The sequence below is a fragment of the Abyssibacter profundi genome (assembly GCF_003151135.1).
GTDB classification, from domain to species: domain Bacteria; phylum Pseudomonadota; class Gammaproteobacteria; order Nevskiales; family OUC007; genus Abyssibacter; species Abyssibacter profundi.
On sequence record NZ_QEQK01000003.1, the window covers coordinates 88,807 to 101,096 of the forward strand.

Sequence of the window (12,290 nt, forward strand, 5' to 3'; positions counted from 1 at the left end):
CCTTCGATTACTTGATGGTGCTACCACACCTGAGAGTGCAGAACGCCAACGCCGTATCCAGCCCGCTGACACACGGCTTTCCGTCCATGACGGCTTTTCTGGGCCTGATGTGGGCACTGGAACGCCGGTGCCGGGCTGCGGGCCTGGACCTGACATTTCGCGCGGTCGGCGTGGTGTGTCACGACCATCAGGAACAGGTGAGTGACGACTGGTTCGTCAAATCGTTTCGCCTGACGCGCAACCCTATCGACAAACATGGAAAGACCGCCGCGATTGTCGAGGAAGGTCGTATTCATCTGGAGTTGAGCCTGGTCTTCGCAGTTGAGAGCGAACGATGGCTGCGTGATCCGGATGCGCGGCAAGCGGATACCGGGACAGTGGCCGAACTGGTGAGCCAGATGCGTGTGGCCGGCGGCACGATCATGCCGCCGGAAAACCCAACCTGGCATCGCTATCAGCCGTATTCCGAGCCGATGCACGGCGAAAAGCGCTGGGAGTCTTTCCGCAAGCTGCGGATGCGCTGGTTACCCGGCTTCACGCTGGTGTCGCGAGACGAGTTGATCGACACGCGATTGGCTGAGTTGCACGAGGACGACGCCGAAGCCACCAGACTGGATGCGTGGCTATCACTGTGCCGCATCAACTGGCGCTACGAGACACCGGAAAAGGACACCGCGCAAGCGCGCCGTGATGCGTGGAAGCATGATCGAGACGGCTTGGGCTGGATCGTGCCGATTCCCGTTGGCTATGGCGCGCTGGGAGATGTGTATCCCGCTGGGGCGGTGGCGAATGCACGTGATGCAAGCACGCCGTTTCGCTTCGTCGAAAGTCTCTATTCGGTGGGGCAGTGGATCAGCCCGCACCGTCTGCATGATCCACAGCAGATGCTGTGGTACGCCGACAGCCAGCCGGACAACGGCCTGTATCGCTGCCGCAACGATTTTCTACCCACGCCTGAATTCGACCTCTTCGAGGCGTCGTTCGACTAATCACATTGATTCGAGGAGTACCGCATGACCACACAAAATCTGAAAACCGCGTCCGTTTTGGCGTTTGAACGCAAGCTTGATCCGTCCGACGCCTTGTTGTTCGCCGGTGACTGGGCCAAGCGTGGACAGCCCGCCAATTGGCAGCCCGTCAAGATTCGCGAAAAGTCGGTCCGAGGAACGATTTCCAATCGACTCAAGGCCAAAGACCAGGATCCGGCCAAGCTGGATGCGGCGATTGAAAGTCCGAATCTGCAAACGGTTGATGTGGCCGCCTTACCGTCGGACTGCGACACGCTGAAAGTGCAATTCACGCTGCGAGTTCTGGGTGGCACGGGCCAGCCGTCGGCCTGCAACAACGCCGGCTATCGCGCAAAGCTAGTTGAGACCGTCGCCGGCTATGTCCAGGACCATGGGTTTGTCGAGCTCGCTGAGCGTTACGCTGCCAATCTCGCAAACGGCCGCTTCCTGTGGCGCAACCGTGTCGGCGCCGAGCAGGTTGAAGTGCATGTCGCCCACCTCCAGCAAGGCAGCGCCGAGAAGCAATGGGTGTTCGACGCACTTGAGCACGAGTTGCGACAACTGAAAGCTCCCCAGGCGGAAGCCGGACAAGTTTCCGAGCTGGCAGCGCTGATCGAAGCTGGTCTTGCCAGCAAGGCCCATGTGCTTTTGCAGGTGACCGCGTACGTCCGAATGGGTGCCGGGCAGGAAGTATTCCCATCCCAAGAGCTGATTCTCGACCGTGGTCGTGGAGACAAGAGCAAAACCTTGTACGCAGTGGGTGAGGGTGACAAGGCCGTCGCCGCGATTCATTCGCAAAAGATCGGCAACGCGATTCGAACGATTGATACTTGGTATCCAGATGCCGCTGAACTAGGTGCGATTGCGGTTGAGCCGTATGGGTCGGTTACCACGCAGGGCAAGGCCTATCGCCAGCCCAAGCAGAAGCAGGATTTCTACTCACTGTTGGATCGCTGGCTGCTCAAAGATGAAGCGCCAGATACGAACAATCAGCACTTTGTAGTCGCCGTGTTAGTTCGCGGTGGCGTCTTTGGCGATGCAGGCTAATCCCGATGGAGCAATATGCTGAGTTTAGGCTGCTGCCTGATCCAGAATTTTCGGTTCACCACTTGATGAATGCCTTGTTCGCCAAGTTGCACCGTGCGCTCGTTGATCTGAACAACCCGCAGATCGGTGTGACATTTCCTGAGGCGGGCGCTAAGGCGAAGGGAATGGGCAGCATACTCAGGCTGCACGGCGCAGGCTCGGTGCTGCATCCGTTCCTACAGGAAAGTTGGTTTAGGAGTGTTCGAGATCATGTCGAAAGTTCGGGTGTGCAGCGTGTTCCGGATGATTGCAGTTACATGCAGGTACGCCGTGTGCAGCCTTTGGGGGGAAGCGACCTTCGCCGCCTTCGTCGTCGACTGATCACTCGGACCGGCTGCTCCGTGGAGGAAGCAGAGCAACGGATTCCGAATGTAGCAGCCGAGCGTCTTGCGCTGCCATTTCTCTCGTTAAGGAGTACAAGCACAGGACAGGTATACCGACTATTTATCCAACAGATGCCGGCTCCGGAAAGAGTGGATGGCGAATTCAACACCTTTGGCATTAGCAAGACGGCAACTCTACCGCTGTTTGACTGACCCTTTTTGTCGGGTCGATTTTTATTTCAATAAAATCAAAGGTTTAAATGTGGCGTTCGGGATTGGTCCCGAGCGCCTATTTTCTTTATTGCTATTAGAATCATTGATCTATGTGAATTCTAGGCTAGTTCACTGCCGCGTAGGCAGCTCAGAAAAACGCCATCCGCCGCAGCGCCCAGGGCGAAGCGTTCACTGCCGCGTAGGCAGCTCAGAAATGACTGATCGTCAGGTACGGCTTGACCATCGCGTTCACTGCCGCGTAGGCAGCTCAGAAATTCTGGTCCTTTCACTCCTGGCTGCTTTTCTCGTTCACTGCCGCGTAGGCAGCTCAGAAATCGGAAGAAAACTCTACAACGAGGCATTGAAAGTTCACTGCCGCGTAGGCAGCTCAGAAAACGCTGCAGGCGGCATTCACCCACGGCTGGCACGTTCACTGCCGCGTAGGCAGCTCAGAAAATGGGGCCATGCCGGCGCTGCGGGCCGTGTCTGTTCACTGCCGCGTAGGCAGCTCAGAAAATGATCAGCGCCGGCAAGTACAAGACCGAGGGGTTCACTGCCGCGTAGGCAGCTCAGAAAAAAGAGCAAGCAGGCCAACGAAGAAGCACCAGGTTCACTGCCGCGTAGGCAGCTCAGAAAACGCGTTCATCGCTGCCATCAGCGACAGTGCTGTTCACTGCCGCGTAGGCAGCTCAGAAAAGAACACGCTGAACGAGGTGATCCAGCCTGGCGTTCACTGCCGCGTAGGCAGCTCAGAAAACCTCGCCGCGCTGGTTGAGCCACACGACGGAGTTCACTGCCGCGTAGGCAGCTCAGAAATCTCGGTGAAGCGATTTCCAGTAGTCGATGAAGTTCACTGCCGCGTAGGCAGCTCAGAAAGTTGATGTAGATGGTGGCGTTGCCGTCGTCGTGTTCACTGCCGCGTAGGCAGCTCAGAAAATCGACGCAACGACGCAGCGGCGGCCCTGCTGGTTCACTGCCGCGTAGGCAGCTCAGAAAATCGACTCGAACGACAGCGACTGCGGGATACGGTTCACTGCCGCGTAGGCAGCTCAGAAAAGATCGCGGCTGCGCTCGACAATGAGAATCAGGTTCACTGCCGCGTAGGCAGCTCAGAAAAGACCGACAAGAAGAGCACCGATTGGTGCGACGTTCACTGCCGCGTAGGCAGCTCAGAAAAGCGTCCACCCACTAATCTTCTCCACCACTTGGTTCACTGCCGCGTAGGCAGCTCAGAAATGCTCGCCTGCAGCACGTAGCTCGCTGGCCTCGTTCACTGCCGCGTAGGCAGGTCAGAAAGTGACGTGTGGCGATGTACGTGCGGCTGTAGCGTTCACTGCCGCGTAGGCAGCTCAGAAAAGGCGCTGCACCGGACCCGTCAACCCGCCGCTGTTCACTGCCGCGTAGGCAGCTCAGAAAACCGCAGTTGCCGATCAGGCCGTCCCACTTGTGTTCACTGCCGCGTAGGCAGCTCAGAAAACAAAGGCGGCCAATGCGCCAACGGCCAGAATGTTCACTGCCGCGTAGGCAGCTCAGAAAATTTGCATTTGGCGTCGGCTTTCGGACCCTGGGTTCACTGCCGCGTAGGCAGCTCAGAAACTGCCGCGCTGCGGCCTCACGCACGGTACCGCGTTCACTGCCGCGTAGGCAGCTCAGAAAAGTGCCGAGCCCGTGAGGTGGCCGGGGATGATGTTCACTGCCGCGTAGGCAGCTCAGAAACACCACCGGCAGGGTGTCGGTCACCAACTGCCGTTCACTGCCGCGTAGGCAGCTCAGAAATACGACATCATCGACAGCGGGGGTGGGGTGCCGTTCACTGCCGCGTAGGCAGCTCAGAAAAGGAATCGTAGTTGCACACGCCGGCAATGTTGGTTCACTGCCGCGTAGGCAGCTCAGAAAAGCCACACGAACACCTCGCTGATCTTGCGCAAGTTCACTGCCGCGTAGGCAGCTCAGAAATCCCGATCGTGCGGCATCTCCAGGCGGCACCAGTTCACTGCCGCGTAGGCAGCTCAGAAATATCAGGTGGGCTGGCCGAATCGTGAATCCGTGTTCACTGCCGCGTAGGCAGCTCAGAAAATGCGGATGCCGGAGCCGTCCTCGTCCATCCAGTTCACTGCCGCGTAGGCAGCTCAGAAATTGCGCCGGATGATCCAGGAGGCACGTAACGTGTTCACTGCCGCGTAGGCAGCTCAGAAATGAGCATGTGCGGCGTCCAGCCCTTCGTATCGGTTCACTGCCGCGTAGGCAGCTCAGAAAAGCCACGGAGCCGCCACCCGACCAGTGTGTCAGTTCACTGCCGCGTAGGCAGCTCAGAAATCGTCCTGATTCGCTCCCGCCCGCTGGGGACCGTTCACTGCCGCGTAGGCAGCTCAGAAAACTTCCTCGCAGCCGATGCCAGCCTCCAGTTGGTTCACTGCCGCGTAGGCAGCTCAGAAATGTGCCGCCGTCTCCGCCGTCGCCGCCATCTCGTTCACTGCCGCGTAGGCAGCTCAGAAAAAGGAATGCGAGCAGGGCCATCAGGCCTGTGAGTTCACTGCCGCGTAGGCAGCTCAGAAAGGATGAGGACTTCACCGCTATCCAGCGTTACCGTTCACTGCCGCGTAGGCAGCTCAGAAAATAGCTCGCGTGGAAAGGTGGCGGAACTCTTCGTTCACTGCCGCGTAGGCAGCTCAGAAAGACCCGCACAAGGGCCGGCAGATGACGGAAAAGTTCACTGCCGCGTAGGCAGCTCAGAAATATATCGCCGCGACGACAAGGGCGCGGTCGTCGTTCACTGCCGCGTAGGCAGCTCAGAAAATATACCGAGATCGAGCAGCCCAGCAGCGGAGGTTAACGCAATGAGGGACAGACCCCGGCTACGTGCGAGTTTCCGGAGCTGAAACGCTCCAGCTTCATTTTAGCTACTAGGCGTGCGAGCGCAGGGCGATTCCTCGGTCGCGCTTCCGGCGCAAGATTCCCGCCGTCCCCTTAAGGGCAGGGGTTCGGCTGCGATGCGTGTATCGCTTCGATTTGCTCGCGCACGGCTGGGGGGAGTTTGAGGTCGGCGCTGGCGATGTTGCTGCGCAGTTGGTCCATGGTGGTGGCGCCGATGATGTTGCTGGTGAGAAACGGGCGGCTGTTGACCCAGGCCAGGGCCATTTGTGCGGGGTCCAGGCCGTGTTCGCGTGCCAGGTGTACGTAGCGGCCGATGCTGCGTTCGGCGATGTCGCCGGTGTAGCGCTTGAAGCGTTCGTAGAGTGTCAGGCGTGCACGGGCGGGTTGGGCATTGTCGAGGTACTTGCCGCTGAGCGTGCCGAAGGCCAGCGGGGAGTAGGCCAGCAGGCCCACGGCTTCGCGTTCTGCGAATTCGGCCAGGCCGATCTCGAAGGTCCGGTTGAGCAGGTTGAAGGGGTTCTGGATGGACGCAACGCGGGGCAGCCCCTGGGTATTGGCCAGTCGCAGGTATTCGGCGACACCCCAGGGTGTTTCGTTGGAAATGCCGATATGGCGGATCTTGCCAGCCTGGCGAGCGCGGTCTAGCGCGGTCAGTGTTTCTTCTATCGGCACGCCCAGGTGCGCGCTGCCGGTGTAGCCCAGCTTGCCGAAGTAGTTGGTCTGTCGCTCTGGCCAGTGCACCTGGTACAGGTCGATGTAGTCGGTTTGCAGGCGTTGCAGGCTGGTGTCGATGGCGGCGGTGACCTGCTCGGTGCTGAGCCGTGGCCCGCTGCGGATCCAGTCCATTTGTCCGGGGCCGGTGACCTTGGTGGCCAGGATGACGTCGTCTCGCCGCCCACGTCCGGCCAGCCAGCTGCCGATGTACTGCTCGGTCCGGCCCTGGGTCTCGGCCCGGGGTGGCACGGGGTACATTTCGGCCGCATCGATGAAGTTCACGCCCTGATCCACCGCATAGTCCAGCTGCGCGTGGGCCTCGGCTTCGGTGTTCTGTTCGCCAAACGTCATGGTGCCCAGGCAGATGACGCTGACATCAAGGCCGGTGCGGCCCAGCGGGCGGTATTCCATGGATCAGGCTCCTTGCGGATTCAGGTGTTGGGCGCGCAGGTTCATCAGGCGTTGCACCATGGGCTCGAGCACTCGCTCCATGGCGGTTTGCATCTGCGTGCCGGGCACGACCAGGGTGTTCTCGCGGGACATGAAGGCTCCGGGAATGGAGTTGACCAGGTGGTCGATGTCCAGCGGCGCGCGGTAGACGCGCGCGAAATGCACGACCACAAAGCTTTCGGTGTTGGTGGGAACCTGGATCGTGTGGAAGGGGTTGGACGTGTCGACCAGGGGCACGCGCTGGAAATTGACATCCGTGCGCGAGAACTGCGGAACCACGTAATTCACATAGTCGGGCATGCGTCGCAGGATGGTCTTGGCCACATCCTCGGGTTTGTACCCGCGCTCACGGGTGTCGCGGTCGATCTTCTGGATCCATTCCAGATTGATGGTTGGCGTCATGCCAATAAGCAGGTCAACGTGCTGGGCGACATTGACGCGTGGCGTAATGACGCCGCCGTGCAGGCCCTCGTAGAACAGCACGTCGGTGTCGGCGGGCAGCTGCTCCCAATCGGTGAAGGTGCCCGGGTCTTGCCCCAGGGCGGCCGCTTCCTCGTCGCTGTGCAGGTAGCGACGGCGCATGCCCGAGCCGTCTTCGGCGTATTGCTGGAACAAGGCCTCCAGCTTGTCGAAATGGTTGGCGGCCGGCCCGAAGTGGCTGAAGTTCTCACCACGAATCCGGGCCCGCTGTATGGCCGCCTGCATTTGCACGCGGTCGAACGCATGAAACGCATCGCCTTCGATTTGTGCGGCGCGAATGCCCAGGCGCTCGAAAATCTGGGCGAAGGCCCGCCCGGCCGTACTGGTGCCGGCGCCGGACGAGCCGGTGACCGCGATGATGGGATGTCGTTCAGACACGCCGATAGTCGAAGTCGGCAATCGTGTGGCCCAGGCGCAGCCCGCGACGCTCGAACTTGGTCTCGATGCGGTCGCCGGCCTCCGGCATCTGTCCGCCGGGCCCGTGGGCGTTGACGAAGGCCGGGTGCGCGTCGCAGACCTCGGCCATGTGCTCGGCGTAGTCGGCCCAGTCGGTGGCCAGCCGCAGCTGCGCCCCCTGCGCCATCCGCTGGGCCAGCATGTCCAGGAACGCCGGCTGGATCAGACGGCGTTTGTGATGCCGCGCCTTGTGCCAGGGGTCGGGGAACAGCACGAAGGCCTGGTCGATCCAGGGCTCGGCTGCCGAGCCGGCCAGTGTTTCGGCCGCGTCCTCGCTGCAAACCCGCAGGTTGGTGACGCCGGCCTTGTCGGCTCGGTCCAGCAACCGGCCGACACCCGGTCGGTGGACTTCAAAGCCGATGTAGTTGCGCTCGGGGTGCGCCTGGCAGGCCGCGAGCAGGTTGTCGCCGTCGCCAAAGCCGATTTCGATGGTGATGGGGGCCACGCGCTCGAACAGCGAGGTCGGTTGCGCGAACGCGGCGACCGCTGCGCCGTACCGCGGCAGCAACGCGTCCAGGGCCCGCGACTGAGCCGGGGTGAGCCGGCCTTCGCGGCGCACAAAACTGCGAATCCGCCGGTGGTGTGCCGGCGGATGTTCGGTGGTCGAGGCGTCGGTTGGCGTGCTCATTCGATCATGTCGGTCAGCGGTGATGAGGCACTGGCGTAGCGCCGGCGGGGCATGCGCCCGGCTCGATAGGCCAGCCGGCCGGCCTCGATGCCCAGGCGCATGGCGCGCGCCATCATCACCGGGTCTTTGGCTTCGGCAATGGCCGTGTTCATCAGCACGCCGTCACAGCCCAGCTCCATGGCGATCGATGCATCCGACGCCGTGCCCACGCCGGCATCCACCAGGATCGGGACCGATGCGTTTTCGATGATGCTCAGCAGGTTGTAGCGGTTCTGAATGCCCAGGCCCGAACCGATAGGCGCAGCCAGCGGCATGACGGCGACACAGCCCATGTCTTCCAGGCGCTTGGCGACGATGGGGTCGTCCGAGGTGTAGACCATTACATCGAAACCGTCATCGATGAGCGTCTTGGCGGCTTCCAGCGTGGCGGGCACATCCGGAAATAGCGTCTTGGGATCACCGAGCACTTCCAGTTTGACCAGCTTGTGGCCATCGAGCAGTTCACGGGCCAGCTGGCAGGTGCGCACGGCATCCTCGGCGGTGTAGCAACCGGCCGTATTGGGCAGCAGCGTGAATTCGCTGGGCGGGATCACATCCAGCAGATTGGGCTCGTCGGCAGATTGCCCGATGTTGGTGCGGCGAATCGCAACGGTCACGATCTCCGCGCCCGACGCCCGAATCGCCTCGCCGGTTTGTTCCATCGAGGCGTACTTGCCCGTGCCTACCAGCAGGCGGGATTGGTAGCTGCGATGCGCGATGGTCAGGGTGTCAGCGCTGCTGTCGTCGGTTCCGAATGCCATGCGATTGTCGTCAGGTTGGGGAGGGGTACTCTGTCAGAACCGCCAGGTTCTGTGCAGACGGTGTGTCGGTTCAGCCGCCGCCGATGGCTTGCACGATTTCCACCCGGTCGCCGGGGGTCAGTGCATGCGAGGCGTGGGCGCTGCGCGTCACGATCGCGCCGTTGACCTCGATCGCCAGGCGCTGGCCTTGCAGGCCCAACCGTTCGATCAGCGCGGTCAGGGTGCAATCCGCCGGTGCGTCGTAGGGCTGTCCGTTCACGTGGATGTTCATGTCGCGGATTCTACCAATCCGGCGGCGAAACCCACGAGCCGGCCAGGTTGGATGCCGCGATGCGCCATAGAAAAGGCCCGGCAGAGCCGGGCCTTTGGGGCTGGAGCCAGCCGTCGGGCCGGTGGCTAGTCCGGCTGCGACGCGTAGGACTCGACATGAATCCGGTCGAGCAAGGCGTCCGGCCGCGCCGAGGCCAACTGGCGACTGGCGCCCCGGCGGGTCACCGCCAGCTTGAGTCGTTCGCCCCGTGGGGTTTGCCGGAATGCGTCGATCACATCATGCGGTCGTTGGACGGCCTGCCCGTTAACCGACCGGATCACGTCGCCGGCTTCCAGGCCCAGCAGGCTGCCCTGGTCTGCGGCCACCACCAGCACGCCGGTCGGCGTGCCGAAATAGCTGCCCAGGTCTTTGTTGAGCTGCGCCAGGGTCAGCGCACCACCCAGCGTGGCCACCTCGGCATTGGGTGCAACCGGTGGGCTCGGCGGAGCCGGGGGGTCGATACGAATCACCCGGCGGCCCTCGCCGAGGTCTTGCAGGTCCATGGTCAGGCCGGCGCAATGACTGTCGGCGTCGCCCGCGAACACGTGCACACCCGGTGCTGGGGGCGCAGGCGGGGCAGCCGCGATCTTGGCGCTGGGCCAGGACATGTCGTCGGTCTTGACGCGAATCTGCTTGCGTTGACCCCCTCTGATCACGGTGAGATCAACCTCATCGCCTGGCGTGAGTCCTTCCATGAATCCAGACAGGGCCTTCAGCGCTTTTTTCCCCTCAAAGGCCTCGCCGTTGGCGGCCACGATGATGTCGCCCGCATGCAGACCGGCTTTCTCGGCCGGGCCACCGGGCGTCACACCGTTGATGTGCACGCCCGAGTGATCATCCGCCGGGCGGACCGTCACGCCCAGCATGGCGCGCTTACGACCACCGAGCAGGCGGTAGGCGAAGGCCCGTGGCGCATTGGCTTCGTGCTTGAGAGACAGCTCGGCCAGGCGCTCAGCGGCCAGCTGTAACTCTTTCTCGGCGTGCTCCAGAGCACGTTCGGCCATCTTGATTTCGCGCTCCACCGATTCGCTACGGCGGCTCTGGATCTCGGCTTTGCGTTCGGCCAGCTCGGCCTGACGCTCGGCCAGTTCAGCGCGGGCCTCGGCGAAGTCATGGGCGCGGTCACCGGCGAGTGCGGGTTGGGCCAGCAGCAATGCCGAGGCCGTTAGCAACATCCAGCCTAGCGGCTGTAAATCGGTGCGCAGGCGGGGCAAGGCCCGGGCGACGGAGTGGGTGAGTGATTTCATAGGGGGACCTCATACGAAGCGGTCCGAAGGCCGCGATCCTGCTGGGGGCTGGCCACCAGGGCGGACATCAGTTGGACACGGTTGCGCCACAGCGCGAGTTCTTCCGGCGAGCCCGGGGCCGCCGCATTGAGTTGGACATCGATCATGGCGAGCCCCTTTTCCAGGCGCTGGATGCGCGTGGAGTCAGGGGTCTGTCCCATGGCGACCTTGCGTTGCCGCCACTGCTGTTCCAGGGCCTGGGACTGGGCGATCAACGTCGGTAGCGGGTTCGGGGAGGCAGCCACCGCGGTGGTCTCAGGCGCCGAGGTGCGCAGCGTCGGAATGGCATCGGGCTCGCCCCATAGGGCGGCCACCAGCACGGCCACGCCGGCGACAGTGGCGGCCATGGCCAGCGCAGGTGTCGACCGGCGTCGACGTTGACGTTGTTGCAGGCGTTCCCATCCATCCGATGGGGGCGAGCAGGCCGGCAAGGCCTGCAGCCGCGAGGTCAGCTCGCGCTCAAAGGCTTCAGACATGGCTCGGTCTCCGGTAGCGATGGGGGTGCGCTGGGCCTGGGCAGGACATCCGGATTCAGGATGCCGCGCAGCTTGGCGTGGGCGCGGGATAACTGGGATTTCGAAAAGCTGGGCGTCTTGCCCATCATTTCGGCGATTTCTGGGTGCGTGTAGCCTTCTACGTGATATAGCCAGACCACCGCCCGGGCGGTGTCCGGCAGCAGTGTCAGTGCCTGTTCCAGTAGCGTGTCGTCCTGATCGGGCGCGACGCTATCGGCCTCGTGGGCTTCTGGAATCAGCGTCGTCCACCGTTTGCGCTTGCGCAGCACCTGCAGCGTTTCCCGGACTGCAATCTGGCGCAGCCAACCCCAGAACGGCGATTCACCGCGGAAGGTCTTCACCTTGGCAAAGGCGCGGATGAAGGTGTCCTGGGTGATGTCGGCGGCCAGGTGGGAACAACCCGCCATCCGGCTGGCCAGATCGAACACCGGGCGTTCAAAGGCACGGTAAATCGTTTCCTGGGCACGCAGGTCGCCCCGCCGAAGCGCGGCCACGGTTAGTTCGGAAACGGGAATGTCGAATCGGCTACTCACAACACCCATGATGCGGTGGCGGTGGAAAGGGTCGCGCGTCAGCCGGGTCTTCGCGTCGCCGCTGGGTTCGCGCCCGCGGCCGGACGGCGTGATTACAGGCCGGTGAGCCCCCGCAGCAGCCACCAGACCAGCGCGTTCACCGCAAAGCCGAGAATCGTCACCCCGAGGGCGCGGCCCGTACTGCCGTAATCCAGCGCCTGGCGCACCGCGACGACCGTACTGGCAATCGTCCACAACGTGGCGACCAGATACACCAGGCCGCCGACCAGCGGCACCCAGCCGAAGACGCGTAGCAGGCCCGGCGCCTGGGCAAAGCCCAGCGTGCGCATGACCTGGCCCACGTCGGCACGGGTGCCGGCTTCGGGCAGCCACTTGGCGCCCACCACGTAAATCACCACGGCCCAGACCACCCAGCCGAGCAGCGCGCCCACGGCGGCCATGAGCAGTGACATGAATCCGCCGGCCGCCAGCAGACCCAGGCCGGAGGCCACGGCAACCAGGCCGACGACTGCGGCTGCCTGTGCGGTCGCGCTCCGGTCGGCCTCGACTTCCTCGTAGGTGGCCGCATCCAGCCGGGCGGCACCGACGATGCGCTGAACAAAGGTCTGGCTCATG

Annotated in this window: 12 protein-coding genes and 1 CRISPR repeat array; of the genes, 3 read left to right on the forward strand and 9 right to left on the reverse strand. The window is 62.8% G+C overall.

Annotation, left to right across the window (positions count from 1 at the left end; all coding sequences use genetic code 11):
* Positions 1-14: 14 nt before the first annotated feature.
* From csy2 to cas6f, 3 genes are read left to right on the forward strand one after another with little or no spacing between them, the layout of a single operon-like run.
* On the forward strand, positions 15-989 hold the full coding sequence (gene csy2 / locus DEH80_RS03620; protein WP_207774449.1) for a type I-F CRISPR-associated protein Csy2: 975 nt from the start codon (positions 15-17) through the stop codon (positions 987-989).
* A gap of 24 nt (positions 990-1,013) precedes the next feature.
* Complete coding sequence (csy3, locus tag DEH80_RS03625) at positions 1,014-2,054, forward strand: type I-F CRISPR-associated protein Csy3 (protein ID WP_109719120.1); 1,041 nt, start codon at positions 1,014-1,016, stop codon at positions 2,052-2,054.
* A 5-nt stretch (positions 2,055-2,059) separates the two neighbouring features.
* The gene (cas6f, locus tag DEH80_RS03630; RefSeq protein ID WP_109719121.1) at positions 2,060-2,629 is read left to right on the forward strand and encodes a type I-F CRISPR-associated endoribonuclease Cas6/Csy4; all 570 of its coding nucleotides are present in this window, start codon (positions 2,060-2,062) and stop codon (positions 2,627-2,629) included.
* A gap of 127 nt (positions 2,630-2,756) precedes the next feature.
* Positions 2,757-5,425: direct repeats of the CRISPR family, unit length 28 nt; unit sequence GTTCACTGCCGCGTAGGCAGCTCAGAAA.
* A gap of 171 nt (positions 5,426-5,596) precedes the next feature.
* Here cas6f and DEH80_RS03635 read toward each other — a convergent pair.
* The 9 genes from DEH80_RS03635 to DEH80_RS03675 form a co-directional block, all read right to left on the reverse strand.
* Entirely contained in the window at positions 5,597-6,628 is a 1,032-nt protein-coding gene (locus DEH80_RS03635) for an NADP(H)-dependent aldo-keto reductase (protein WP_109719122.1), read from the reverse strand.
* Positions 6,629-6,631: 3 nt separating this feature from the next.
* Positions 6,632-7,525, reverse strand: a complete 894-nt coding sequence (locus tag DEH80_RS03640; protein ID WP_109719123.1) for a phosphoribulokinase — start codon at positions 7,523-7,525, stop codon at positions 6,632-6,634.
* A complete protein-coding gene (gene trmB / locus DEH80_RS03645; RefSeq protein ID WP_109719124.1) occupies positions 7,518-8,231 on the reverse strand; it encodes a tRNA (guanosine(46)-N7)-methyltransferase TrmB in 714 nt (237 codons plus the stop codon). The genes DEH80_RS03640 and trmB overlap by 8 nt, the downstream gene beginning before the upstream one ends.
* Positions 8,228-9,031 carry a thiazole synthase gene (locus DEH80_RS03650; protein WP_109719125.1) on the reverse strand — a complete coding sequence of 268 codons (804 nt, stop codon included), beginning with the start codon at positions 9,029-9,031 and terminating at the stop codon, positions 8,228-8,230. The genes trmB and DEH80_RS03650 overlap by 4 nt, the downstream gene beginning before the upstream one ends.
* A 70-nt stretch (positions 9,032-9,101) precedes the next feature.
* Positions 9,102-9,302 carry a sulfur carrier protein ThiS gene (gene thiS, locus DEH80_RS03655; protein ID WP_109719126.1) on the reverse strand — a complete coding sequence of 67 codons (201 nt, stop codon included), beginning with the start codon at positions 9,300-9,302 and terminating at the stop codon, positions 9,102-9,104.
* A gap of 125 nt (positions 9,303-9,427) precedes the next feature.
* A complete protein-coding gene (locus DEH80_RS03660; protein ID WP_109719127.1) occupies positions 9,428-10,588 on the reverse strand; it encodes a PDZ domain-containing protein in 1,161 nt (386 codons plus the stop codon).
* Complete coding sequence (locus DEH80_RS03665) at positions 10,585-11,103, reverse strand: hypothetical protein (RefSeq protein WP_109719128.1); 519 nt, start codon at positions 11,101-11,103, stop codon at positions 10,585-10,587. The genes DEH80_RS03660 and DEH80_RS03665 overlap by 4 nt, the downstream gene beginning before the upstream one ends.
* Positions 11,076-11,675 carry an RNA polymerase sigma factor gene (locus tag DEH80_RS03670; RefSeq protein WP_165831270.1) on the reverse strand — a complete coding sequence of 200 codons (600 nt, stop codon included), beginning with the start codon at positions 11,673-11,675 and terminating at the stop codon, positions 11,076-11,078. The genes DEH80_RS03665 and DEH80_RS03670 overlap by 28 nt, the downstream gene beginning before the upstream one ends.
* A 92-nt stretch (positions 11,676-11,767) precedes the next feature.
* Positions 11,768-12,289, reverse strand: a complete 522-nt coding sequence (locus DEH80_RS03675; RefSeq protein WP_109719130.1) for a YIP1 family protein — start codon at positions 12,287-12,289, stop codon at positions 11,768-11,770.
* Position 12,290: the final 1 nt, after the last annotated feature.